This window comes from Neoroseomonas oryzicola, from assembly GCF_012163135.1.
Taxonomy (GTDB): domain Bacteria; phylum Pseudomonadota; class Alphaproteobacteria; order Acetobacterales; family Acetobacteraceae; genus Neoroseomonas; species Neoroseomonas oryzicola.
Map to the genome: position 1 here is coordinate 903945 of NZ_JAAVUP010000001.1, position 23538 is coordinate 927482.

At 70.2% G+C, this 23538-nt stretch carries 21 protein-coding genes; 7 read left to right on the plus strand and 14 right to left on the minus strand.

All coding sequences use genetic code 11. The features are described from left to right. Positions 1-70: 70 nt before the first annotated feature. Genes GWK15_RS04460 through rutA form a run of 7 tightly spaced genes read right to left on the minus strand, consistent with a single transcriptional unit; the run spans position 71 to position 7457 of the window. Positions 71-1249: a M20 family metallopeptidase gene (locus GWK15_RS04460; protein ID WP_168039443.1), complete on the minus strand. Its 1179-nt coding sequence runs from the start codon at positions 1247-1249 to the stop codon at positions 71-73. Positions 1250-1305: 56 nt separating this feature from the next. Then, positions 1306-2676: an amidase gene (locus tag GWK15_RS04465; RefSeq protein ID WP_168039445.1), complete on the minus strand. Its 1371-nt coding sequence runs from the start codon at positions 2674-2676 to the stop codon at positions 1306-1308. 27 nt (positions 2677-2703) lie between these two features. Beyond that, positions 2704-3672, minus strand: a complete 969-nt coding sequence (locus GWK15_RS04470) for a tripartite tricarboxylate transporter substrate binding protein (RefSeq protein ID WP_168039447.1) — start codon at positions 3670-3672, stop codon at positions 2704-2706. A 36-nt stretch (positions 3673-3708) separates the two neighbouring features. Then, a complete protein-coding gene (locus GWK15_RS04475; protein ID WP_168039449.1) occupies positions 3709-4584 on the minus strand; it encodes a fumarylacetoacetate hydrolase family protein in 876 nt (291 codons plus the stop codon). Positions 4585-4598: 14 nt separating this feature from the next. Next, a complete protein-coding gene (locus GWK15_RS04480; RefSeq protein WP_168039451.1) occupies positions 4599-4907 on the minus strand; it encodes a zinc ribbon domain-containing protein YjdM in 309 nt (102 codons plus the stop codon). 3 nt (positions 4908-4910) lie between these two features. Next, on the minus strand, positions 4911-6326 hold the full coding sequence (locus tag GWK15_RS04485) for an amidase (RefSeq protein ID WP_168039453.1): 1416 nt from the start codon (positions 6324-6326) through the stop codon (positions 4911-4913). 45 nt (positions 6327-6371) lie between these two features. Then, on the minus strand, positions 6372-7457 hold the full coding sequence (gene rutA / locus GWK15_RS04490; RefSeq protein WP_168039455.1) for a pyrimidine utilization protein A: 1086 nt from the start codon (positions 7455-7457) through the stop codon (positions 6372-6374). A gap of 107 nt (positions 7458-7564) precedes the next feature. Between rutA and GWK15_RS04495 the strand changes: the two genes are divergently transcribed. Beyond that, positions 7565-8464 (plus strand): polysaccharide deacetylase family protein, encoded by a 900-nt coding sequence (locus tag GWK15_RS04495; protein ID WP_168039457.1) that lies wholly within the window; start codon positions 7565-7567, stop codon positions 8462-8464. Between the two features lie 119 nt (positions 8465-8583). Here the strand turns inward: GWK15_RS04495 and GWK15_RS04500 are convergent, their stop codons facing one another. The 3 genes from GWK15_RS04500 to GWK15_RS04510 form a co-directional block, all read right to left on the minus strand. Further along, positions 8584-9576: a Bug family tripartite tricarboxylate transporter substrate binding protein gene (locus tag GWK15_RS04500; RefSeq protein ID WP_168039459.1), complete on the minus strand. Its 993-nt coding sequence runs from the start codon at positions 9574-9576 to the stop codon at positions 8584-8586. 136 nt (positions 9577-9712) lie between these two features. Continuing rightward, positions 9713-10093: a PilZ domain-containing protein gene (locus GWK15_RS04505; protein ID WP_168039461.1), complete on the minus strand. Its 381-nt coding sequence runs from the start codon at positions 10091-10093 to the stop codon at positions 9713-9715. Between the two features lie 81 nt (positions 10094-10174). Continuing rightward, positions 10175-11746, minus strand: coding sequence for a gamma-glutamyltransferase (locus tag GWK15_RS04510; protein WP_168039463.1), 1572 nt, complete (start codon positions 11744-11746; stop codon positions 10175-10177). A 177-nt stretch (positions 11747-11923) separates the two neighbouring features. Between GWK15_RS04510 and GWK15_RS04515 the strand changes: the two genes are divergently transcribed. Then, positions 11924-14068 (plus strand): malate synthase G, encoded by a 2145-nt coding sequence (locus GWK15_RS04515; RefSeq protein ID WP_168039465.1) that lies wholly within the window; start codon positions 11924-11926, stop codon positions 14066-14068. Positions 14069-14111: 43 nt separating this feature from the next. Here the strand turns inward: GWK15_RS04515 and GWK15_RS04520 are convergent, their stop codons facing one another. Both GWK15_RS04520 and GWK15_RS04525 read right to left on the minus strand, forming a co-directional pair. Continuing rightward, complete coding sequence (locus GWK15_RS04520; RefSeq protein WP_168039467.1) at positions 14112-15140, minus strand: amino acid ABC transporter substrate-binding protein; 1029 nt, start codon at positions 15138-15140, stop codon at positions 14112-14114. A gap of 143 nt (positions 15141-15283) precedes the next feature. Next, entirely contained in the window at positions 15284-16003 is a 720-nt protein-coding gene (locus GWK15_RS04525; RefSeq protein ID WP_168039469.1) for a pyridoxamine 5'-phosphate oxidase family protein, read from the minus strand. A 75-nt stretch (positions 16004-16078) separates the two neighbouring features. Here GWK15_RS04525 and pdxR point away from each other — a divergent pair, with 75 nt between their 5' ends. The 3 genes from pdxR to GWK15_RS04540 all read left to right on the plus strand — a co-directional run bounded on the left by pdxR (position 16079) and on the right by GWK15_RS04540 (position 19130). After that, on the plus strand, positions 16079-17503 hold the full coding sequence (pdxR, locus tag GWK15_RS04530; protein WP_168039471.1) for a MocR-like pyridoxine biosynthesis transcription factor PdxR: 1425 nt from the start codon (positions 16079-16081) through the stop codon (positions 17501-17503). 71 nt (positions 17504-17574) lie between these two features. Continuing rightward, complete coding sequence (locus GWK15_RS04535) at positions 17575-18822, plus strand: Hsp70 family protein (protein WP_168039473.1); 1248 nt, start codon at positions 17575-17577, stop codon at positions 18820-18822. Positions 18823-18884: 62 nt separating this feature from the next. After that, positions 18885-19130 carry a DUF3297 family protein gene (locus GWK15_RS04540; protein ID WP_168039475.1) on the plus strand — a complete coding sequence of 82 codons (246 nt, stop codon included), beginning with the start codon at positions 18885-18887 and terminating at the stop codon, positions 19128-19130. Between the two features lie 108 nt (positions 19131-19238). On the opposite strand, the gene GWK15_RS04545 is transcribed toward GWK15_RS04540, so the two are convergent. Both GWK15_RS04545 and GWK15_RS04550 read right to left on the minus strand, forming a co-directional pair. After that, a complete protein-coding gene (locus GWK15_RS04545; RefSeq protein ID WP_168039477.1) occupies positions 19239-19436 on the minus strand; it encodes a hypothetical protein in 198 nt (65 codons plus the stop codon). A 454-nt stretch (positions 19437-19890) separates the two neighbouring features. Next, the gene (locus GWK15_RS04550; protein ID WP_168039479.1) at positions 19891-21084 is read right to left on the minus strand and encodes an aminotransferase; all 1194 of its coding nucleotides are present in this window, start codon (positions 21082-21084) and stop codon (positions 19891-19893) included. A 313-nt stretch (positions 21085-21397) separates the two neighbouring features. Here GWK15_RS04550 and GWK15_RS04555 point away from each other — a divergent pair, with 313 nt between their 5' ends. Then, complete coding sequence (locus GWK15_RS04555) at positions 21398-21736, plus strand: P-II family nitrogen regulator (RefSeq protein WP_168039481.1); 339 nt, start codon at positions 21398-21400, stop codon at positions 21734-21736. Between the two features lie 206 nt (positions 21737-21942). Then, the gene (glnA, locus tag GWK15_RS04560; RefSeq protein ID WP_168039483.1) at positions 21943-23379 is read left to right on the plus strand and encodes a type I glutamate--ammonia ligase; all 1437 of its coding nucleotides are present in this window, start codon (positions 21943-21945) and stop codon (positions 23377-23379) included. The last annotated feature ends 159 nt before the right edge of the window (positions 23380-23538 follow it).

Genomic DNA, 23538 nt, shown 5'->3' on the forward strand with positions numbered 1-23538 from the left:
CTGACCCAAGTAACCAAAGAAGGTTGAGGGGGCGCGGGGGAGAAGTTCCCTTCTCCCCCGCTTCTTCGTCTCAGAGCCCCGCCTGGTCGATCCGCAGGATGGCCCGCGCCATGGCCTGCGCCCGTGGCACGAAGCTCTCGACCTCGAGGTATTCCTCCGGGCTGTGCGCCAGCCCGCCGACGGGCCCCACGGCGCAGAGCGTCGGCGCGCCGAGTGCGGCGGTGAATCCGGAATCGGCGCAGCCCCCGGTGAACTCCCCTTCCACCTTCAGCCCCGTATCGGCCGCGGCCGCCTGGTAAACCTTGAACACGCGGTCCGAGGCCGGCGTCGGGTTCAGCGGCAGGAACTCGCCCTTGATGGTAAGCACGGACTTGGTGCCGGGCACATAGGCGCGCGCGACGATGTCGTGGATCTTGCCCATGATCTCGTCGCGGTCGGCGGGCTCGACGTAGCGCAGGTCGATCTGGAACTGGCAGTTCGGCGCCGTGGTGTTCACCGACTGCCCGCCCTGGATCAGCCCGACATTGAGCGTGATGCCGCGCTTGAGGTCGGTCAGCGCATGGATGGCGACGATCTTGTTCGCCGCCTCCCCGATGGCGCTGATTCCGGCCTCGAAATTGCCGCCCGAATGCGCGGCCTTGCCTTCGATGTCGACGACGCTGAACACGCCGCCCTTGCGCGCCTTCACGACATTGCCCGAGGCGCGGCCCGGCTCGCTGTTGAAGACGACGCGCGCGTTCTTCGCCTCGGCCTCGATGACGGGGCGGCCTTCGGGACTGCCGATCTCCTCGTCACCGGTGAAGAGGCCGACGAGCGGGCCTGGCGCGCCGCCGAACTTCGCGAAGGCAGCGAGGACGAACATGTTCATCACGATGCCGGCCTTCATGTCCGCGACGCCGGGGCCGTAGGCGCGCCCGCCCTTGATCGTGAAGGGGCGACGCTCCGGCTCCCCCTTCGGGAAGACGGTGTCGCGATGGCCCATCAGCACGATGTTGCTGCGCTGGTTGCCGGTGCCGAGGGCATGGCCGCCCTCGACGATGCCGCGGATGCAGTCGCCGTGATTCTGCTGCGGCAGCGTCTCGGTGGGGATGCCGTGGGAGGCGAGGAAGCGCTTCACCTGCGCGCCGGTGCGGTCGACGCCGTCCTTGTCGTAGGACCCGCCATCGGTGTTCACCATCTCGGCGAGTTCGGCGAGCATCGCGTCCTTCTGCGATGCCAGCCAGGCGGTGATCTGCGCTTCCGTGCTCATGGGCATTACTCCTTGCGGGGCGGAGGATCGCACCGCCGCCGCACCGCGCAAGGGGCTCAGAGCGACGGCCAGCGATGCGCCCAGGGATGCGCGGCCTCGTATTGCCGCGCGAGCGCGATCAGCCTCCAGTCGGCGCCAAAGGACCCGATCAACTGCACGCCGATCGGCAACCCGTCCGGCGACGGATCGACCGGGAGGTTCAGCCCCGGTAGGCCGCCGGCATTCACGATGCCAGTGAAGGCGCGGTGATGGGGTGGGCCGAACTGCGTCGCATCCCAGGGCAGCGCACCGGCCGAGGGCGTGACGATCACGTCCCAGGACCGGAAGGCGACGGCGAACTGGGCCTGCACTTCGCGGAAGGCGGTCAGCGCCTCGATGTAGTCGGCGACGGTGAAGCCCGCCGCCTGGTCCATCATCTCCTCGTAGATCGCGCCGATGCGGCCGCGCCAGTCCCGGTCGCGCAGCAGCCAGAAGAGACCCGAGGCCGTGAGCACCGGCCAGTGCCGATCGAACAGTGCGAGGTCCACCGGCATCGCCCCTTCCTCGACGCGATGCCCGAGCGCGGCGAGGTTGCGCGCGGCGGCGGCGCAGGACGCCGCGACGGGCGCGTCCACCGGCCAATCGCCGAAGCGCGGGACATAGAGGATGCGCAGCCCCGCGGGCGGCGGCGGTTCCTCATGCGGGCCGGGCACACCGACGGAAAGCCGATCCTCGTCGAGCGGCCCCTGGATGACCGACAGCACGGTCGCGAGGTCGTCCACCGTGCGCGCCAGCGGCCCGATCACCTCCGCATCGTCGAGAATCACCGGCAGCCCGTTGCGCCGCGCGACGCGCCCGGCCGTCGGCTTCAACCCCAGCAGCCCGCAATGCGAGGCCGGCCGACGGATCGACCCGCCCCCATCGGTGCCGAGCGTCACCGGCCCGAAGCCCGAGGCAACCGACGCCGCGCCACCGCCCGTCGAAGCGCCCGGCGTCAGCGCCGTATTCCAGGGATTGCGCGTGGTGCCGAAGGACTTGGTGTCGCAGTTTCCGCGCCCGAGCGTGAACTCCGACACGTTGGTCTTGCCGAGGATCACCGCGCCACTTGCGCGGAGCCGCGCGACCGGCGTCTCGTCGGCCTCGGGGACGTAGTCGAGGTAGAGCTCGCTGCCCCAGGCACAGCGCAGCCCGGCGACGGTGATGTTGTCCTTGATCGAGACCGGTACGCCATCCAGCGGCCCGAGCGGCCGGCCGGCGGCGAAGCGCGCATCGGCCGCCTTCGCAGCCGCGATCGCGCCCGCCTCGTCCAGCGTCGCGAAGGCGTTCAGCTTCGGGTTCGCCGCGGCGATGCGGTCGAGAACCGCCCGCAGCGCCGCACCGGGCGTCAGGCTGCCCTCGCGGTAGCGCGCGGCGAGCGCCGTCGCCGGTAGCTGCCAGATCTCGGTCATGCTGCCCCCTTCGTGTCGAAAGGGAGCCTACTCGATCTTGCCGAGGGCGCGCACCACGCGGACCAGGCGCGCCGCGTCCTCCCCGTAGAAGCGCTGGAAGGCCTCGCCATCGCGATAGTCGAGCGTGTTGCCGCTGGCTTCCATGGCGCGGCGGAACTCGGGATCCGCCGCAACCTGGCGCGAGGCGTCGCGGATGCGCGCGGTCACCGGCACCGGCGTCGCTGCCGGGGCGAAGAGGCCGACCCAGATGTAGAACTCGCAGTCCGGGAAGCCCTTCTCGATCAGCGTCGGCACCTCCTCGAAGCCGGCGAGGCGCGTGCGCCCCCAGGTCGCGATGGGCCGCAGCGCGCCGCTGCGCACATGCGGTGCGATCGGTCCGGGCCCCGAGGCCATGCAGTTCACCTGGCCGGCGAGCAGCGCGGTCAGCGCGGGTCCGCCGCCCTGGAAGGGCACGTGCAGCATGTCGAGCCCTGCCGCCTGGCTGAACTGCGCCATCGGCACATGCAGCGCCGAGTAGTTGCCCGCGGATGAGTAGGAGACTGCGCCGGGCCGCCGCTTCACCTCGGCGATGAACTCCTCGATGGTCCGGATCGGGCTCGCGGCCGGCACCACCAGCACCGTGGGATCGGCCGAGAACAGCGCGATCGGCGCCAGCATGTCCGGCGTGTAGGTCGGCTCACGCCCGTTCACGCGCGCGGCCTCCGGCAGCAGCGCCATGGAGGAGAGCGCCATCAGCAGCGTGTAGCCATCGGGCGTCGCGCGCGCGACCGCGGCATTGCCGATCGCCCCCGCCGCCCCGCCGCGATTCACGATCGGCACCGCGACGCGCCAGATCCGTTCCAGCGCCGCGGCCACCGGTCGCCCCACCACATCCGCCTGCCCGCCCGGCGGGAAGGCGACGACCATGCTGACGGGGCGCGAGGGAAATACCTCCTGCGCCCGCGCCGCGCCCGCCAAGGCGGCGGCGGCGGAGCCGATCAGGACGCGACGCTTCATTCTTGTTTCCTCCCGGTTGGTGTCGTTCGCCTCAGGTCACGCGACGGGGTTCTCCAGCACGCCGATGCCCGGCACCTCGATGCGCACCTTGTCGCCGGGCTTGAGGAACTTCGGCGGCGAGAAGCCGATGCCCACGCCGGCCGGCGTGCCGGTCGCGATGATGTCCCCCGGCTCCAGCGTGATCGCCGCGCTGATGGTCGCGATCAGGGTCGGGATGCCGAAGATCAGGTCCTCGATCGGCGCGCGCTGGCGCAGTTCGCCATTCACCCAGGTCGAGATCGCGAGCTTCGGCGGCGTGCCGGCGGCATCGGCGGTGACGATCGCCGGGCCCATCGGGCAGAAGCCGTCGATGCCCTTGCCGAGGATCCACTGGCGATGCTTGTGCTGCAGCGTGCGCGCGGTGACGTCGTTGACGATGGTGTAGCCGAAGACGTGGGCGTAGGCGTCGGCCTCGCTGATGCCGCGGCCGCCCTTGCCGATGACGACGGCGATCTCGCCCTCGTAATCCGTGCTGTTCGAGGAATCGAGGAAGGACGGGATCGGGTCGTGCGGACCGATCACGCTGGTGGGCGGCTTGGAGAAGACGACCGGCGCCTCGGGCACCACTTCCTTCGCCGTGGCGTCGAAGCCGCTGTTCGCGAATTCCTTCGCGTGCTCGTGGTAGTTCTTGCCGACGCAGAAGATGTTCTTCGCCGGGCGCGGGATGGGAGCGAGGATCACCGCACCCTCGGCGACCGGCGCCTTCCCTTCCGCCGCGCGCGCGGCGGCCAGCGCGGCGTCGCCACCCGCGATCAGCGCCAGCATGTCGCGCGGCAACGCCGCATCCGCGGCCGCGAGGTCGAGCACCTTGCCCGCCTCGTCCAGCGCGCCGAGGCGCGTGCCCTTCCCGTCCCTGAACGTCACCAGACGCATGAAAATCCTCCCGATCAGCGCTTGCGCACGAATTCGGTGCGCAGCACCAAGCCCTTGATGCCTTCGTAGCGGCAGTCGATCTCCTCGTCATTCTCCGTCAGGCGAATGGACCGGATGACCGTGCCCTGCTTCAGGGTGGTGCTGGTCCCCTTCACCTTCAGGTCCTTGATGAGGGTGACCGAATCACCATCCGCCAGGACATTGCCGGCCGCATCCCGCACGCGGGACTTCGCGGCCTCGGCCGCCGCGGCGGCCACCTCCGAGGCCGGGCGCCATTCGCCGCTGGCCTCGTCATAGACGTAGTCGTCACCGTCGCCGGACATGCGTCAGCCCCGCTGCGGCGCGGTTTCGGCGGGATTGGCGAGCGGCAGCGTCGCCGCGCGTTCCAATGCCCGCGCGCCGCGGAAGGCCAGGTCGTCGCGATAGAGAGGTGCCACCACCTGCACCGCGCGCGGCATGCCCTCCCCGTCCAGCGCCACCGGCACGCTGATCGCGGGCTGGCGGGTCAGGTTGAAGGCGAAGGTCCAGGGCGCCCAGTCGCGCCACAGCGACAACTCGGGCTGCACCGTCGGCTGGTCGGCGTCGAAGGCGGCGGTCGGCGTGCAGGCTGTCAGCACCAGGTCGTAGCGCTGGTGGAAGCGCGCCATGGCGTGCGCGGCCTCGAGCCTCATGGCCTCGGCCGCCAGGTAGTCCACCGCGGACATGTCCCCGTTCCGGCGCGCCACCTCGAGGATGCCGGCATCGAGCAGCCCTTGCTTCTCCTCCGGGATGGTCGCGACGACGCGCGACAGGGCGACGCCCCAGACGCGGCCGAAGATCGCACGGGTATCGGGCAAGCCGGGATCGGCTTCCTCGACGATCGCGCCCTGCTCGGCGAGCATCTGCGCCGCACCCGCCAGCACCGCCTCGCCATCCGCGTCGAGCGGCGGCTCGAAGCCCATGCGCCGCACCACGGCGACGCGCATGCCCGCGACGCCATCCTCGATCCCCTGGCGCCAGTCGCGCGGTTCGTCCGGCAGGCAATAGGGATCGCGCAGGTCGAATCGCGCCATGGCCGAGAACATCAGCGCCGCGTCGCGCACCGTGCGCGTCATCGGCCCGGCCACCGCGACATGCCCGAAGGCGCCCAACGGCCATTGCGGGATGCGCCCGAAGGAGGGCTTCACGCCGACCAGCCCGCAGAAGGCCGCCGGGATGCGGATCGACCCGCCGGCATCGGTGCCGATGTGCAGCGGCCCGAAGCAGGCCGCGCCCGCCGCCCCGGCGCCGGAGGACGACCCGCCCACCGTGCGCTGCGGATTCCACGGATTGCGCGTGATGCCGTTCAGCGGGCAGTCGCCCGGCGACTTCCAGCCGAACTCGGTCGTCGTCGTCTTGCCGAGGATGACGGCGCCGCTTTCCTTCAGCCCCATGACCGAGGGCGCGTCCTCGGTCGCCGGCGTCGTGTCCGTCGTACGGCTGCCGCGGCGGGTCGGGAAGCCCGCCAGGTTCAGCAGGTCCTTCACCGTCGCCGGCACGCCGTCGAGGGGCCCGATCGGCCGCCCGGCGGCCCAGCGCGCCTCGCTCTCGCCCGCGGCTTGCAAGGCGCGCGGGTTCATCGCGGCGAAGGCGTTGACCCAGGGGTTGTAGCGGGCGACGCGCTCCATCACGGCCTTCAGCGCCTCGACCGGCGACAGCGCACGGCGGGCGTAGAGGCCGAGGAGCGTCTCGGCGGACATCAGGGCGGGATCGGTGTCGGACATGGGTCCACCATGTCTCCCGATCCCGCGCCGTTCAAGCCGGGGCGGTCATTCCGCGGCCAGCGGCAGCCTGTCCCTGCGGCATTCCATCAGCGGCTGGATGCGCTTGCCGAAGGTGTCGAGGCCTTCGAGGAAGTCGTCGAAGGTCAGCATGATCCCCTTCACGCCGGGCATGGTCGCGATCTCGTCCATCATCCGCGCGACATTGGCGTAGGACCCGACGAGCGTGCCCATGTTCCAGTTGACCGGCGTGGGGGAGCGCAGCACCGCCGCAGCCATGGAGGTATCGGCCGCCGTGGTGTCCTCGGCCGCCTTGCCGTGCAGGTAGGCGAGCGCTTCCTTGTCGGCCCCCTCGACGTAGAGCTTCCACTTGGCCCAGGCGGCCTCGTCGGTTTCCTCGGCGATGATCATGTAGAGCATGTAGGCGCCGATATCGCGGCCGGTCTTCCTGCCCGCCTCGAGCACGCGGGCGGGGACGGAGGCCGCCTTGGTGGGCTCGTTCACGCCCTCGCCGAGGCAGAAATTGTAGTCGCAGAGCTCGGCCGCGAAGGCCATGCCGCGGTCCGACTGGCCGGCGGCGACGACCTTGACGCGCTCCTTCGGCCGCGGCGACAGGACGCAGCCGTCCATCTGGAAGTAGTCGCCCTTGAAGTCGGACAGGCCGGTCTCCCAGAGTTGGCGCATGATGGTCACGTATTCGGTGCTGTAGTCGTAGCGCTTGGCGAAATGCTGGTCGCCCGGCCACAGCCCCATCTGGCTGTATTCCTTCGCATGCCAGCCCGAGACGATGTTCACGCCGAAGCGGCCGGGGGCGATGGAATCGATCGTGCTCGTCATGCGGGCCACGATCGCCGGCGGGATGGTCAGCACCGCGACCGACGCGAACAGCTTGATCCGCGTCGTGACCGCGGCGATGCCCGCCATGAGCGTGAAGCTCTCGAGCCCATGGTCCCAGTACTCGGTCTTCCCGCCGAAGCCGTGCAGCTTGATCATCGAGAGGGCGAAGTCGAAGCCGTAGCCCTCGGCCTTCTGCACCACCGCCTTGTTGAGCTCGAAGCTCGGCATGTACTGCGGCGAGGTGGCGGAGATGATCCATCCGTTGTTGTTGATCGGGATGAAGACGCCGATGTCCATGCTGCGGCTCCGCTGGCTGTGGACCGCCGCGCGCCGGGCACGCGCGGCGGATTGACCGCGCCGTTGCCGCAATTACCGTGCCATCCGCGGTTGCACGGAGATCACCAATGAGCGACGACACGGCGAAGCCCTGGGAATGGCCGGAACCCCGCTGGCGCCACATCGTCGGCCGCGCCCGCGCGGGCCGCTCCCTCGCGCCGAAGGCATGGCCGGGCGGGGCGCGCTGCGCCGTCTCGCTGTCCTTCGACGCGGACCACGAGACCATCCCGCTGCGCGATTCCGACGAAAGCCCGATGCGCATCAGCCAGGGCCAGTACGGCAACCGGCAGGGCGTGCCGCGCATCCGCGCGCTGCTCGACCGGCACGGCGTACGCGCCTCCTTCTTCTATCCCGCCGTCTCCGCCCTGCTGCACCCGGCCGAGGTGCGCGCGGTGGCCGATGAGGGGCACGAGATCGGCATCCATTCCTGGATCCACGAGGCCAACACGCAATTGCCGCCCGGGGTGGAGCGCGACCTGACCTTCCGCGCCGCCGACACGCTCGAGAAGATCGCCGGCAGGCGCCCCGTGGGCATCCGCACGGCCTCCTGGGACTTCTCGGTCGACACCATGGACATCATCCGCGAGCTCGGCCTGCTCTACGATTCCTCGCTGATGGCGGATGACGATCCCTATGAGCTCGAAGTCCAGGGCGAGCCGACCGGCATCGTGGAACTGCCGCCCGAATGGATCCGCGACGACGCCGTCTACTTCAACATGGTGCGCTTCTCGGCGCTGCGGCCCTACACGCCGCCCTCGGCGGTCGAGGAGATCTTCCGCGCCGAGTTCGACGGCGCCTATGCCGAAGGGGGGCTGTTCCTGCTGACCATGCACCCGCACGTCACCGGGCACCGCAGCCGCATCGCGCTGCTCGACCGGCTCGTCGCCTACATGAAGGCCCAGCCCGGCGTGTGGTTCGGCACGCATGAGGAAGTAGCGCGCTGGTGCGCGCAGCAGGGCGGGCTGTGAAGGAAGTCGGGGGGAAGGGAACTTCCCCCCGAGCCCCCCAACCTTCTTTGGCATTTGGGAACTGACCTCCGAGGTCAGTCTCCGGGCACGGGGGAGGATTACCTCCCCCGCGCTTCGTCTCACGTCACGACGATGTTGTACTGACGCGCCACGGCAGTCCATTCGCCGATCTGCTGGTTGATGATCGCGACGAAATCCGCCCCCGTCGGCGGCGGGTTGCGCGGCAGGGTCTGCAATTCCTCGAACCGCGCCATCAGTTCCGGACGCTGCACCATCGTCGGGATCAGCGCCGTCAGCCGCTCCACGATCGGCTGCGGCAGGTTCTTCGGCGCCGACAGCCCAAGCCACTGCGCCGAGGTCAGCTTCGGATAACCAAGCTCAGCGAAGGTCGGCACGTTCGGGAAGGCCGGCAGCCGCTGCGGGGAGGAAACCGCCAGCGCGCGCAGCACCCCATCCTTCATCATCTGCACGTTGGTCGTGATCGGGTCGATCATCGACTCGATCTGGTTCGCCATCAGGTCCTGCATGGCAGGCGCCGAGCCGCGATAGGGCACGTGGTCCAGGTTCGGCGCATTCGCCTCCCCCGTCAGCATCGCACCCAGCAGATGCGGCGCCGAGCCGATGCCCGACGACCCGAAGCGCACCGGCCGCGTCCGCGCCGCCACCAGGTACTGGTCCAGGGTCCGGTAGGGCGAATCCGCCTTCACCAGCAGCACGTTCGGCGCCTCGACCAGCAGGCCCATATGGGTGAAGTCGGCGACCGGATTGAAAGGCAGCGTCGGCATCGTCGCCGTCGAGAAGACATGCACCGAGGCATGGCTGACGAGCAGCGTGTAGCCATCCGCCGGCTGCTTCGCGACGAAGTCGGTGCCGATCACCCCGCCGGCGCCGGCACGGTTCTCGACCACCACGGTCTGGCCCAGCGCCTGGGACATCACCGGCGCCATCAGGCGGCTGACGGTGTCGACCAGCCCGCCCGGGGGAAACTGGGCGACCAGGCGGATCGACCCGCGGGTCGGCCAGGCGCCGGACTGCGCGGAGGCGACCCGCGGCGCCGCCAGCGGCCCCAGCGCGCCGGCGGCCGCGAGCCCGAGAAGTGAACGACGGTTCATGAACTTGCTCCCTGTCAGGGCGACGTGGCCGCCGGATGACCAAGAAGCAGGCATTGCTTCGGCGCAGACCCCGGCGGCCCGGCGCTCAGGACCGGGGGATCGCAAGCCCCGTGCCGCGCGGGCCGGGGCGCGGATGTCAGGTGGCGAGTTCGGCGATCGCCCGCCGCCAGGCCTCGACCTCGGACGGTTCCTCGATCGCGATATGCGCGCCGAGCAGGCTCACCCCGCGCACCCGCGCCCGAAAGGCGACATCAGGCAGGCGCATCAGCCGCACCAGGAGGAGGTCCTCGGCGACGAGACCGGGGACCCCGCGGAGCATGGCCCCGCCTTCGGAGACGTCGCGCAGATGCCCGTCCCAGACATGGCGACCGGTGAAGACGGTGCAGGGCTGGTCGACGACGAAGCGCGGCGTGCGTCGCCGGTCGTCAGGATAAGCACCATTGACCGAGGTCGGCGCCTGCCGGTCCGCCTCGGGTCCAGTCTCGTCCGGAGTGGATCCAGGACCACTGCCTGACATATGTCCCCCACTCGCGGTCTTCATGCCGCCGGGCGCAATTAGGCGCGCCCGGCGGCGGAAGGGCAAGGATTCGGTCGCGGTTTATTGCGCGAGAGCGGCGCTCCAGGGGCTCATCGCGTCGGTGATGCCCTCCCGCGTGCCGTCCTTCGCGATGCGGATCAGGTTCGGGCAGGCGAAGTTCACCGGCATGACGGCGTGCTCCACCTCGGTCACCTCGGCATCGCGGGCCAGGGCGGCGATGGTCTCGGCCCCCAGGCGCCGGTCGGCCGTCACCCCGTCCGGCCCGGAGACATCGAGGCGGGGGTGATGCGCCGCCGCCTCGGGGCTCATGCCGAAATCGGCGACGTAGGACAGCATCTGGAAGACCGAGGCCATGATGCGTCGCCCGCCCGAGGCGCCGAGCGCAATCGAGGGCGCATCGCCCTCCGCGCCGATCACCGGGCACATGTTGGTCAGCGGCCGCTTGCCCGGGCCGATGGCGTTCTTCGCGTCCGGCCGCGGGTCGAACCACATGATGCCGTTGTTCATCAGCACGCCCGAGCGCGGCAGCACGACGCGGCTGCCCATCGAGGACAGCAGCGTCGTCGTCATCGCCACCATCATCCCGTCCTTGTCGCAGACGGTCAGGTGGGTGGTGCAGGATTCCGCCGCCTTCGGCTCGGCATCGCCAAGGCCAGCGAGCCGGTCCGCATAGGCCGCGCGCATCACGCGGGCGAGCTGCGCATACCAGGCCGCCGAGGGCGCCTTGCCCGAGAAATCCGCCCCCCGCATCCCGTCGAGCACGGCGAGCAGCGTCGGGGCCGCGGTCAGGCCATTGGCCAGGAACAGCCGCTTGCCGCGCCATTCGGCCTCGAGCGCCGGCTTCACGATCGCCTTGCAGCCCATCAGGTCGGTCGCGTTGATCGGCGATCCCATGTCGCGGAAATCCGCGAGGAGCTCGCCCGCCACCTCGCCTTCGTAGAAGTCGCGCAGGCCGGCATGGGCCAGGCGCTCCAGCGTCTCGGCCAGCTTGCCCTGGCGGAAGAAGCCGGGGCTGCCCTGGTAGGGCGGCACCGGCGGCAGCCCGCCCGGCAGGTAGATGCGCGCGCTTTCGTCATACAGGCGCAGGACGGACGCGCTGTTGGCGACCTTCAGCGTGGTGAACCAGTCCTGAGCGAGGCCCCGCTTCGCCAGCGCGATGGCCGGCGCCATCACCACCGACAGCGGCAGCCGGCCGTGCTGGGCATGCAGTTCGGCATAGCCCGCGACCGAGGAGGGAATCGCGAAGGACATCGGGCCATGAACGTTGCGGTCCTCGAACACCTCGGGCCAGGTGAAGAGGTCGGCCTTCTGCCGCCCGGTCATCGGATAGGCCGAGGGATCCAGCGCATGGGGCGACACCGGGCCGAAATCGAAGGTCTGCGGCGTGAGGTCCGGCCCTGCGACCTGCGTGAAGCCGATGCCGCCGAGGCCCGAATTCCACGGCTCCACCACCGCCAGCGCGAAGGCGGTCGCGACGGCCGCATCCGCCGCGGTGCCGCCTTCCTCGAGGATCGCGATCCCCGCCTCGGCGGCGTCCCGGGCCTGGGATGCGACCATGCCGCGCTTCCCAGTGGCTCCGGGCTTGGTCACCTGCCAGTGCTGGGTCACATGCGGGGGCGGTGTCCAGGCCATGGCGGCGATCCTTGTCTCGTTGAGCCGCGGGAGCCTTGCGCCGCGGCGCCCCGAGGGCAAGCCCCGCTGGCCCCGGAATTGCCACGCCGGACCCGCGTTTGCCCCTCGGCGGCTTTCCCCCTAGGTAGCGGCGCAAACACGCCCCCAGGGGGCACGAGCGTTCAGGAGATCAGCACCATGGCCGCAACGAAGGGTCTGCACGTCGCCCCCGTGCTCAAGGCGTTCATGGAGAGCGAGGCGCTGCCCGGCACCGGCGTCGAGCCGGCCCGCTTCTGGGAGGCGATGGAGCGCGTGCTGCGCGAACTCGCCCCGGCCAATGCCGCGCTGCTGAAGAAGCGCGACGACCTTCAGGCGCAGATCGATGCCTGGCATCGCGCCCATCCGGCGAAGCCCGTCGACCTCGCGGCCTACACGGCCTTCCTGCAGCAGATCGGCTACCTCCTGCCCGAGCCCGAGGCGGTGAAGGTCGGCACCACCGATGTCGACGCCGAGATCGCGAGCCTCGCCGGGCCGCAGCTGGTGGTGCCGGTCTCCAACGCGCGCTACGCGCTGAACGCGGCGAATGCGCGCTGGGGCTCGCTGTACGACGCGCTCTACGGCACCGACGCGATCCCGCAGGACGGTCCGAAGGTGAAGGGCTACGACCCGGCGCGCGGTGCGAAGGTGATCGCCCGCGCGCGGGAGGTGCTGGACCAGGCGGTGCCCCTGGCCAAGGGCAGCCACGCCGATGCGACGGGCTACCGGCTGGAGGCCGCGGCGCTCGAGGTCTCGCTGAAGGACGGTTCCAAGATCGGCCTGGCGCGGCCGGGCCAGTGCGTCGGCTTCCTGGGCGAGCCGCATGCGCCGACCTCGCTGCTCTTCGTGCACAACGGCCTGCACATCGAGGTGAAGTTCGACCGCGCCCACCCGATCGGGAAGACCGACGCGGCGGGCATCGCCGACGTGGTGATGGAATCCGCCCTGACGACCATCCAGGATTGCGAGGATTCCGTCGCGGCCGTCGACGCCGAGGACAAGGTCGAGGTCTATCGGAACTGGCTCGGCCTGATGAAGGGCGACCTCACCGCCGAGTTCGAGAAGGACGGCAAGGTGATGGTGCGCCGGCTGAACGCGGACCGCATCTTCCAGAAGCCTTCGGGCGGGGCCGTCACGCTCCATGGCCGCTCGGTGATGCTGGTGCGCAATGTCGGCCACCACATGATGACCGATGCCGTCACGCTGGACGGCGCCGAGGTGCCGGAGACGATCCTCGACGCGCTCTGCACCGTCGCGATCGCGCTGCACGACATCCGCGGCAAGCGGATGAATTCGCGCGCGGGCAGCGTCTACATCGTGAAGCCGAAGATGCACGGGCCGGAGGAAGTGGCCTGGGCCGACACGCTGTTCGCGCGCGTGGAGGATGCGCTCGGCCTCAAGCGCGCCACGCTCAAGATGGGCATCATGGACGAGGAGCGGCGGACGACCGTCAACCTCAAGGCCTGCATCGCCGCGGCGAAGGACCGCGTGGTGTTCATCAACACCGGCTTCCTCGACCGCACGGGCGACGAGATCCATACCTCGATGGAAGCGGGCGCGGTCGTGCGCAAGAACGACATGCGCAAGGCGGCCTGGATCGGCGCCTATGAGGACTGGAACGTCGACACCGGCCTGATGTGCGGCCTGCGCGGGCGCGCGCAGATCGGCAAGGGCATGTGGGCGATGCCCGACATGATGGCCGCGATGCTGGAACAGAAGGTCGGCCATCCGAAGGCGGGGGCGAACACCGCCTGGGTGCCCTCCCCAACCGCGGCGACGCTGCATGCGCTGCACTACCACCTGGTCGACGTCGCGGCGCGGCAGGACGAGCTGCAGAAGGGCGGCCGCCGCGCGACGCTCGAGAGCATCCTGACGGTGCCGCTCGCCGAGAACACCAACTGGTCGCCCTCGGACGTGCAGGCCGAGCTCGACAACAACGCGCAGGGCATCCTGGGCTATGTCGTGCGCTGGGTGGACCAGGGCGTGGGCTGTTCCAAGGTGCCGGACATCAACGATGTCGGCCTGATGGAGGACCGCGCGACGCTGCGCATCAGCAGCCAGCACATCGCCAACTGGCTGCGGCACGGCATCGTCACCTCGGACCAGGTGATGAAGACGATGAAGCGCATGGCCGCGGTGGTGGACCAGCAGAATGCCGGCGATCCGGCCTACCGGCCCATGGCGGTCGGCTTCGACGGCCCGGCCTTCAAGGCGGCCTGCGACCTGGTGTTCGAGGGCGCGAAGCAGCCCAACGGCTACACCGAGTTCGTGCTGACGCGGCGCCGGCGCGAAGCCAAGGCCGGCTGACCACCTCTGGGGCGCCCGGATCGTCCGGGCGCCCCTCCCGCCCTCAGCGCATCGGCGGCGCGTAGTGCAGCCCGCCCTGGGTCCAGAGCGCGTTGACGCCGCGCGCGATGCCGATCGGCGTGATGTTGCGCTCCCACACCTCGCCGTAGTTGCCGACCTGGGCGACGATCCGCGCGGCCCAAGCGTTGTCGAGGCCAATCCCCTGGCCAAGCTCGCCGGTGCGGCCCAGCAGTCGCTGGACATCCGGGTTCGTGCTCGCCGCCGCGGCATCGACGTTGCCGCTCGTCACGCCGAGCTCCTCGGCCGTCAGCATCGCGTAATGCGTCCAGCGCACGATGTTGAACCAGCGCCAGTCGCCCTGGCGCACCGCCGGGCCAAGCGGTTCCTTGGAAATCACGTCCGGGAGCAGCACGAACTGATCCGCCTCGGCGCCGCGGCTCGCGCGGAAGGCGGCGAGCGCCGAGAGATCGAGCGTGTAGACGTTGCAGCGATCGGCGAGGAAGGCTTCCCGCAGCGCCTCGATGGTCGGCACGCTGAGCGGCGTGAAGCGCATTCCGTGGCCGCGGAAATACTCGGCGGTGATGGTCTCTGTCGTGGTGCCGGGCAGCAGGCAGATGGTGCTGCCATCCAGCTGGCGCAGCGTCGAGATGTTCGACGATCGCTTCACCATGAAGCCCTGGCCGTCATACATGCTGACGCCGACGAAGGCGGCCCCGAGCGTCGCCTCCCGGCTCATCGTCCAGGTCGTGGTCCGCAGCAGGATGTCGATCTCGCCCGATTGCAGGACGGTAAAGCGCGTCGCCGTGGTCGGCGTGACGAAGCGAACCTTGTTCGCATCGCCGAGCACGGCCGCAGCCACGGCGCGGCAATAGTCAACATCGATGCCGCGCCAGACGCCGTTCGCGTCCGGCTGCGCGAAGCCGAGCGTCGACGGGGTGACGCCGCAGGTGACAACGCCCCTCTCCCGCACGGCGGCCAGCGTGTCCGGCGCTGGCTGCGCGGCGGCGGGCAGCGCGAGGCCAAGGGCGAGCGCCACGGCCAAGCCGGTCGCAGCGGTCCGTTCACGAGACATCCTGGCGGTTCCCCCACATCGCGGAAGCCGGCCACGCCCGATGCCTGGCGGCTCCGGTCGATGAGAGTGGGAACCGCTACGGCGCCAGATGTCCTTGATGCCGCGCAACCGGCGCGCAGATTCGTCCGCGCCGCCGCGCCCGGTCAGCGATAGGCCTCGGCGTAGGCCTCCCGCAGCGCGTCCTCCAGCACCCGCCCCGGCCGGTAGGCACCGAGATCCGCACCGCGCTCCACGCCGGCGGCCAGCCGCGGGCACGGCTCCGGCTCCCCCAGCACCGTGCGCACCGGCAGCCGCTCGGCGTAGATCGGCAGGGCGTAGTCCTCCTCGTTGTCGCCCACGCCCTTGGCGCGGATCTTCGCCGAGGCCCGCTCGATCTCCATCCACACCACCGCGGTCGCCTTGATCTCCTGCGTCGTGCTCTCGCGCAGGCCCGCGGTGCGGTTGGGGAAGAAGCGGTCGACCATCATCGTCAGGGCGCGGACCTTCTCCTCGGGGTCCGTGACCAGCCGGGCCTGCCCGAAGCACATGACCGCGCGGTAGTCGACGGAATGGTTGAAGCCGCAGCGCGCCATCACGAGGCTGTCGAGATGCGTCACGGTGAGGCAGGCGGGCTCGCCGTCGGACAGGTTGCGCAGCATCCGGCTGGCGCTCGACCCGTGCCAGTAGAGCCGCGTGCCCTCCCGCCAGAACAGCGTCGGCGTGCAGTAGGGCTGCCCGTCGATGACGTAGGAGACGTGGCAGAGCATCGCGGAATCGAGGATGCGGTGCACCGTCTCGTGGTCGTAGCGGCCGCGCTCGTGGACCCGCTTCACGCGGTTGACCTTGTCAACCGGGTAGGACGGGGCGTCGGCGATATCGGACATGGCGGGGTCCCTCATTGACCGCGCCCTTGTCGCACTGCGAAATTGGTCGCCGCGAGGGCCAATTTGGAGCCAGAATTGCCAACCATTCGAGACCGCCACGCCACCGTGCTCGACCTGCCGCTGCACCTCGAGGCCGCGGGCGGCAGCCAGTCGAGCCGCGTGCATGCGGGGCTGCGGGCGGCGATCCTCGATGGGCGGCTGGCGGCGGGGCTGCGCCTGCCGTCGAGCCGCCTCCTGGCCGAACAGCTGGGCGTGCGGCGCAACGCGGTGGTCGTCGCCTACGAATTGCTGCTGAGCGACGGCCTGGCCGAGGCGCGGGTCGGCGATGGCACCTATGTCGCCGCCCAGGTGCCGCGCGGCGCGGCCGTGCCCGATCCAGTGGCGGCGCCGGACGGCGTCCCGAAGGGCGCGCCCTTCGCGGTCGGGCGGACGACCGCCGACCCGATCCTGCTGCGCCGCTTCGCCCGCGCGCTGCGCGACCGCGTCTGGCACGCCGACGAGGCCGAACTCGGCTACGGCGATCCCCGCGGCAGCGAGGCGCTGCGCCGCGCCATCGCCGAGCACCTCGCCGCCGCGCGCGGCATCGCCTGCGACCCGAGCCGCATCCTCATCACCAGCGGCACGCAGCAGGGGCTGCGGCTCTGTGCCGAGGCGCTGCTCCGGCGCGGCGACGAGGTGTGGATGGAGGATCCCGGCTACGTCACCGCGCGCCGGACGCTCGCCGCGCTCGGCGCGACGCTGGTGCCGGTGCCGGTGGATGCGGCCGGGATCGACGTCGCCGCGGGCCGGCAGCGCGCGCCGGGGGCGCGCCTCGCCTATGTCACGCCGTCCCACCAGTTCCCCACCGGCGTGACGATGTCGATGGCGCGGCGCCTCGCGCTGCTCGACTGGGCGCGGGCCGAGGAAGCCTGGGTGATGGAGGACGACTACGACAGCGAGTTCCGCTTCGCCGGCCCACCGCTGACCGCGCTCGCCGGCATCGATGGCGCGGGGCGGGTGATCTACCTCGGCACCTTCTCCAAGACGCTGTTCCCCGGATTGCGCATCGGCTTCGTCGTGGTGCCGGCGACGCTGATGGACCGGGTGATGGGTGTGCGCGCGGTGTCGGACCGCTTCCCCTCCCCCATTATGGGCGGCGCGCTGGCCGAGGTGATGGAGGGCGGCGATTTCGCCGCGCATCTGCGCCGGATGCGCACGCAATACCGCCTGGCGCGGGACCTGGTGGCGGAGGAACTGGCCCTCGCCTGCGGCCCCCACCTCGCCTTCGAACGCCCGGACCACGGCCTGCATCTGCTCGCGACCCTGCCCGAAGGGCTGCCCCCCGGCACGGCCAGGCGGATCCAGGCGGAGGCCGGCGTCGAGGGCTGGCTGCTGTCCGACCTGCGCCTGCGGCCCGAGGGCCCGGACGGCTTCGTCATCGGCTATTCGGGCCATGCGCCCGCCGCGCTGCGCGACGCCGCCCGGCGGCTGGGTGCCGCGATCCGCCGCCACTGCGCCTGACCCGCCCGCCCTTGCCAGGAGGCGCGCAAAGGGCTTCAAGGCGCGCCCTCCTGCTGCCGGACACTCCTTTCATGCGCCCCGCGATCGGCATCGATTTCGGCACGACGAACAGCGTGGTCGCGATGGCGCGGCCCGATGGATCGGTCGTGACGCTGCGCCATCCGACGGGCGAGGTGTTCCGCTCGGTGCTCTGCTTCTGGGCCGGGGAGGATGGCCGCCCGCGCCACGCCGCCGGGCCCGAGGCGATCGAGGCCTATCTCGACGATCCGCTCGCCAGCCGGCTGATCATGTCGATGAAGAGCTACCTGGCGCAGGGCAGCTTCACCGAGACGCGCATCCTCGGCCGGTCCTGGTCGCTCGAATCCCTGATCGGGCTGTTCCTGCGCACGCTGCTCGCGCCGTTCCGCGACGAGATCGACGCCGCGGAGGTGACGGTCGGCCGCCCGGTGCGTTTCGTCGCGCAACGCGACGACGGCGTCCTGGCCGAAACCCGGCTGCGCGGCGCCTTCGCCGCGGCGGGGCTCGCGACGGTCGCGGTCGGGCTCGAGCCTGCGGCGGCCGGGCATCGCTTCGCGCAGGACCTCGATCGCGCGGCGACGGTGCTGGTGGCGGATTTCGGCGGCGGCACCAGCGACTTCTCGGTGATGCGCTTCGATCCCGGCCCGCCGCGGCGCGTCACCGCACTGGGCCATTCGGGCGTCGGCATCGCGGGCGACGCCTTCGACTACCGGATCATCGACCACGTGGTCTCGCCGCGCCTCGGTAAGGGAACCGGCTACAGCGTGATGGGCGGGGAGATGCTGCCGGTCCCACCCGCCTGGTTCACCAGCTTCGCGCGCTGGAACCAGCTGTCGATGATGCGCGCGCCCCGCACGCTGCGCGACATCGCCGAGGTCGCGCGCACCGCCGAGCACCCCGAGCGCCTGCAGCATCTGGTCCGGCTGATCGAGGAAGAGGCGGGATACGCGCTGTATCGCGCCGTCGCCGGCGTGAAGGCGGCGCTGTCGGCCGAGGAGACGGCGGTGCTCGACTTCGCGCATGGCGACTTCGCGCTGCGCGCCGGCATCGCGCGGACCGATTTCGAGGCCTGGATCGCGCCGGAGCTGACGCGGATCGCCGCGGCGGTGGATGCGGCGCTCGCCGATGCGGGGATGTCGGCGGAGGCGGTCGACCGGGTCTTCCTCACCGGCGGGACCTCGCTGGTGCCGGCGGTGCGGCGGATCTTCACCGAACGCTTCGGGGCGGCGCGCGTCGTCTCGGGGGGCGAGTTCGTCTCGGTCGCCGAGGGGCTGGCGCTGATGGCGCGTGGCGCGGGCTGAAACGCTTGGCAGCCGCGCGCGGCTGTCCTAACCCCCTGCGCGACTTCAGACGAGTGACACCGATGACCGACACGCTTCCCGACCGCCTTTCCACCGATCCGGCCAGCCCCTACTTCAACGAGGAGCTTCTGCAGCGCGGCATCGGCATCCGCTTCCGCGGGCAGGAGAAGACCAATGTCGAGGAATACTGCGTCTCGGAAGGCTGGGTGCGCGTCAGCATGGGCAAGAGCGTGGACCGCAAGGGCCGGCCGCTGACGCTGAAGCTGACCGGCACGGTCGAGCCCTATCTGCGCGACGAGCCGAAATAGGCCCCCGGACGCACGATGGGCCGGGCACCCCCCCGGGGCCCGGCCCATTGCGGTCGCAGTCACGACGAGCCCCTTGGTCCGGCCGGTCCCCTACCGGCCGGGAGGTCGTCACATATCCTGCGACTTGTAGAGCGTGAGGCCACCGAGCGCCGTCGTGATGGTGCCCAATGTGGCCATGACCAGGGCCACGACGCGCGGATCGAGGGTCGGCAGGCCGCCGGGCAGCTGGATCACCGAGGCGGTGGTGAAGATCCCGACATAGGCCGCGGCGGCGACAGCGCCGAAGCCGAGGACCAGCGCGATCATCCCGAGGGCGACGGCTGCCCGCCCTTCGGGCGACAGGCCATAGCTATACGACTCAGGGATGGCCGGGCGGCCCGGAAGCATCTGTTCGCGCATTTTGCACCCCCAGATCACAATCGACACGAGCATAAGAACACGAGAGCGTGATGGTTTGCAATCCTTCAATCATTCTTATTATTGAGACATTCTTGACGATACGCTATATCTGGTAGTTATCTTCCGTTATAAGGCACCATATATTGAATAACGCTGATTTCACGCTGCGTCGCAATTTACGAGACACGCGAGACGCCCAGGCCGACGGTTGTCGCGGGCCCGCTGGGGCGTCCCCGGCCCCGCGTGCGGCCCGGCCTACGCGCGCAACCGGCCTGCGGCAATCGTCATGCGGGTGGCCGGGCCTGCCCACAACCGGGGCGCGGCCCGGCAGGCCGCAGCGCCACTCCGGGCGGCGCCGGTCTCAGCCGGCCGCGGCCCTCGACGCCGCGCCGCGCCCGGCGAGCCAGCGCTCCATGCGCGCCAGCGCCTCGTCCAGCAGCGCATCGCCCTTGCAGAAGGCGAAGCGGGCGTAGTGGTTCGGCGCGTTCTCGCTCGCATAGAAGGCGGTGACCGGGATGGCGGTCACCTTCGCCTCCTCGGTCAGCGTGCGGCAGAAGGACACGTCGTCGCCGTTCCAGCCCAGCGGGCGGACATCGGTGGTGATGAAGTAGGTGCCCTTGGTCTCGAGGACGCCGAAGCCAAGCCGCTCCAGCCCCGCCGCGAGCCGGTCGCGCTTCTGCTGCAGGTGGGTCGACAGCCCCTCGAAATAGGCGTCGTCCTTGACCAGGCCGACGGCGACCCCGCGCTGCAGGTTGGGCGGCGTGGTGAAGGTCAGGTTCTGGTGCGCCTTGGCGACATTGGGCGCGAGCGTGCGGTCGCAGGTGATGTAGCCGACCTTCCAGCCGGTCAGGCTGAAGGTCTTGCCGGCGGAACCGATGCGCATGCAGCGCTCGCGCATCCCCGGCAGCGTCATCAGCGGGATGTGCTTCCAGCCGTCGAAGGTCAGGTGCTCGTACACCTCGTCGCAGATCGCGTAGCAGTCGTGGCGGGCGATCAGGTCGGCGATGAAGGCGAGCTCGGCGGCGGTGAACACCTTGCCGGTCGGGTTCATCGGCGTGTTGAACAGGATCGCCTTGGTCTTCGGGCCGAAGGCGGCGGCCAGTTCCGCGCGCGGCAGTTCCCAGTTCGGCGGCGACAGGCGCACCAGCTTCGGCACCGCACCGAGCAGCTTCACCACCGGAAGATAGGTGTCGTAGAGCGGCTCGATCAGCACGCATTCGTCGCCGGGGTTCAGCACCGCCATCAGGCAGGCGGTGATCGCTTCCGTGGCGCCGGACGTGACGACGACCTCGGCATTCGGGTCGACCTCGAGGCCATAGAAGCGCCCGTTGTGTGCGGCGACGGCGTTGCGCAGCTCCGGCACGCCGGTCATCGGCGGATACTGGTTGCGCCCGTCGAGCAGCGCGTCGGCCGCGGCACGGACCACGTCCTCGGGGCCATCGTAGTCCGGGAAGCCCTGGCCGAGGTTGATCGCCTGGTGCTGGTTCGCCAGCGCCGACATGACGGTGAAGATCGTGGTGCCGGTGGCGGAAAGAAGGGCGTTCTGCGGGCGCATCGTCCGGGCGCGGTGTCCTGGAAGGTCGAGGGAGCGCCGCTTATGGGGCCGCCTGCGGAGGGCGGCAACCCATGGGCATTGAATGCCTGCTTTTTGTGCTTTCCGCCCAAATTTCGCGCAGCGCCATGCTTGGCCCCCGGATTTTCCCTGGCTGCCGCCGATTGCTGGCCCGGCATGGCGCGTGCAATACCGCCGGACGTGTCCGCGGGTCCGCCCGCGGCGCGCGCCAGGATCAGGGTCAGCAACGAACCGGGCCTAAAGCCGGGAGGAAGTCCTGGGCGCCGCAAGGCGCAGGGGCGTTGGACAGGAGCCGATGAAGAAGATCGAGGCCATCATCAAGCCCTTCAAGCTCGACGAGGTGAAGGACGCGCTGCACGAGATCGGGCTGCAGGGCCTGACCGTCATCGAGGCCAAGGGCTTCGGGCGCCAGAAGGGGCACACCGAGCTCTACCGCGGCGCCGAATACGTCGTGGACTTCCTGCCCAAGGTGAAGATCGAGGTCATCTGCGGCGACGAGATGCTCGACCGCGCCGTCGAGGCCATCCAGGCCGCGGCCCGCACCGGGCGCATCGGCGACGGCAAGATCTTCGTCTCCGAGATCCAGGAGGTCATCCGCATCCGCACGGGCGAGCGCGGCGAGGACGCCGTCTAGCCCAGGTGGTCACGCCGCCCCTTCCTCGGTGAGGGGCGGTGCCAGGCCCGCGCGGCGCGCCAGGCGCCCGCCAGGCCGGAACGATCCTTGCAAGCCGGCGGAGACGCCGGCAGGCCAGGGAGCCGGGCCACGCCGCGGGGCACCGAAGCCGCGGCGCGGGTAACAGGATTCGGGGTTTTCGCAGTCAGGGAACAGGACCGCACATCATGGCCAAGAAGCCCGCCGCCGGAGGCGGCTCCGACATCTCCAAGGTGATGGAGATGATCAAGGAGCACAGCGTCGAGTACGTGGATCTGCGTTTCACCGATCCGCGCGGGAAGTGGCAGCACACCGCGCAGCACGTCTCGACCGTCACGGAAGACGTGTTCACCGACGGCTTCATGTTCGACGGCTCCTCGATCGCCGGCTGGAAGGCGATCAACGAGTCCGACATGATCCTGATGCCCGACCCGACCACGGCGTGCATGGATCCCTTCTCGGCCAAGCCGAGCCTGATCCTCATCTGCGACATCTTCGAGCCGTCGACCGGCCAGCTCTATGCCCGTGACCCGCGCGGCACGGCGAAGAAGGCCGCGGCCTACGTCGCTTCCTCGGGCGTGGGCGACACCGTGCTGATCGGCGCCGAGGCCGAGTTCTTCATCTTCGACAGCGTGAAGTTCGGCACCGGCGGCAACTACGGCATCTACCAGCTCGACAGCGTCGAGGGCCCCGGCTCGTCCCTGAAGGACTATCCGGAAGGTAACATGGGCCACCGCCCGGCGGTGAAGGGCGGCTACTTCCCGGTCCCGCCGGTCGACGGCGACAGCGACCTGCGCGCCGAGATGCTCTCGACCATGGGCGAGATGGGCCTGCCGATCGAGAAGCACCACCACGAGGTGGCGCAGTCCCAGCACGAGCTCGGCACCCGCTTCGGCACGCTGGTGACGATGGCCGACCAGATGCAGATCTATAAGTACTGCGTCCACAACGTCGCCCACAGCTACGGCAAGACGGCGACCTTCATGCCGAAGCCGATCTACGGCGACAACGGCTCGGGCATGCACACCCACCTGTCCATCTGGAAGTCGGGCAAGCCGCTGTTCGCCGGCAACGGCTACGCCGACCTGTCGGAGCTGTGCCTGTACGCCATCGGCGGCATCATCAAGCACGCCAAGGCGCTCAACGCCTTCACCAACCCGTCGACCAATTCCTACAAGCGCCTGATCCCGGGCTTCGAGGCCCCCGTGCTGCTCGCCTACTCGGCGCGCAACCGCTCGGCCTCCTGCCGCATTCCGTACACGACCAACCCGAAGGCCAAGCGCGTCGAGGTGCGGTTCCCGGATCCGACCGCGAACCCCTACCTCGCCTATGCCGCGCTCACCATGGCGGCGATGGACGGGATCAAGAACAAGATCCACCCCGGCGACCCGATGGACAAGGACCTGTACGACCTGCCGCCGGAAGAGCTGAAGGGCATCCCGACGGTGTGCGGCTCGCTGCGCGAGGCGCTGCAGTCGCTCGCCGCCGACCACGAGTTCCTGCTCGCGGGCGACGTCTTCTCGAAGGAGCAGATCGAGTCCTACATCGAGCTGAAGTGGTCCGAGGTGTACAAGTTCGAGCACACCCCGCACCCGGTCGAGTTCGAGATGTACTACTCCGCCTGATCCCTTCCGGATCGGACGCGCAAGGGAGGCCCCGCGCATCGCGCGGGGCCTTCTGCGTTCGGGGGGGTGTGAAACGGGTCAGGCCACGTCGGGGCGCGTGATCGATGTCGCTTGAACCGGGGCGGCCAGGCGACGAAACATCCCCGCCGTCGCCACCGG

What these genes read in the sequence shown, in the direction of transcription:
- GWK15_RS04460 (WP_168039443.1), bottom strand. Translation starts at nt 1,249, where the DNA reads ATGAGCACGGAAGCGCAGATCACCGCCTGGCTGGCATCGCAGAAGGAC.
- GWK15_RS04465 (WP_168039445.1), bottom strand. Translation starts at nt 2,676, where the DNA reads ATGACCGAGATCTGGCAGCTACCGGCGACGGCGCTCGCCGCGCGCTAC.
- GWK15_RS04470 (WP_168039447.1), bottom strand. Translation starts at nt 3,672, where the DNA reads ATGAAGCGTCGCGTCCTGATCGGCTCCGCCGCCGCCGCCTTGGCGGGC.
- GWK15_RS04475 (WP_168039449.1), bottom strand. Translation starts at nt 4,584, where the DNA reads ATGCGTCTGGTGACGTTCAGGGACGGGAAGGGCACGCGCCTCGGCGCG.
- GWK15_RS04480 (WP_168039451.1), bottom strand. Translation starts at nt 4,907, where the DNA reads ATGTCCGGCGACGGTGACGACTACGTCTATGACGAGGCCAGCGGCGAA.
- GWK15_RS04485 (WP_168039453.1), bottom strand. Translation starts at nt 6,326, where the DNA reads ATGTCCGACACCGATCCCGCCCTGATGTCCGCCGAGACGCTCCTCGGC.
- rutA (WP_168039455.1), bottom strand. Translation starts at nt 7,457, where the DNA reads ATGGACATCGGCGTCTTCATCCCGATCAACAACAACGGATGGATCATC.
- GWK15_RS04495 (WP_168039457.1), top strand. Translation starts at nt 7,565, where the DNA reads ATGAGCGACGACACGGCGAAGCCCTGGGAATGGCCGGAACCCCGCTGG.
- GWK15_RS04500 (WP_168039459.1), bottom strand. Translation starts at nt 9,576, where the DNA reads ATGAACCGTCGTTCACTTCTCGGGCTCGCGGCCGCCGGCGCGCTGGGG.
- GWK15_RS04505 (WP_168039461.1), bottom strand. Translation starts at nt 10,093, where the DNA reads ATGTCAGGCAGTGGTCCTGGATCCACTCCGGACGAGACTGGACCCGAG.
- GWK15_RS04510 (WP_168039463.1), bottom strand. Translation starts at nt 11,746, where the DNA reads ATGGCCTGGACACCGCCCCCGCATGTGACCCAGCACTGGCAGGTGACC.
- GWK15_RS04515 (WP_168039465.1), top strand. Translation starts at nt 11,924, where the DNA reads ATGGCCGCAACGAAGGGTCTGCACGTCGCCCCCGTGCTCAAGGCGTTC.
- GWK15_RS04520 (WP_168039467.1), bottom strand. Translation starts at nt 15,140, where the DNA reads ATGTCTCGTGAACGGACCGCTGCGACCGGCTTGGCCGTGGCGCTCGCC.
- GWK15_RS04525 (WP_168039469.1), bottom strand. Translation starts at nt 16,003, where the DNA reads ATGTCCGATATCGCCGACGCCCCGTCCTACCCGGTTGACAAGGTCAAC.
- GWK15_RS04535 (WP_168039473.1), top strand. Translation starts at nt 17,575, where the DNA reads ATGCGCCCCGCGATCGGCATCGATTTCGGCACGACGAACAGCGTGGTC.
- GWK15_RS04540 (WP_168039475.1), top strand. Translation starts at nt 18,885, where the DNA reads ATGACCGACACGCTTCCCGACCGCCTTTCCACCGATCCGGCCAGCCCC.
- GWK15_RS04545 (WP_168039477.1), bottom strand. Translation starts at nt 19,436, where the DNA reads ATGATCGCGCTGGTCCTCGGCTTCGGCGCTGTCGCCGCCGCGGCCTAT.
- GWK15_RS04550 (WP_168039479.1), bottom strand. Translation starts at nt 21,084, where the DNA reads ATGCGCCCGCAGAACGCCCTTCTTTCCGCCACCGGCACCACGATCTTC.
- GWK15_RS04555 (WP_168039481.1), top strand. Translation starts at nt 21,398, where the DNA reads ATGAAGAAGATCGAGGCCATCATCAAGCCCTTCAAGCTCGACGAGGTG.
- glnA (WP_168039483.1), top strand. Translation starts at nt 21,943, where the DNA reads ATGGCCAAGAAGCCCGCCGCCGGAGGCGGCTCCGACATCTCCAAGGTG.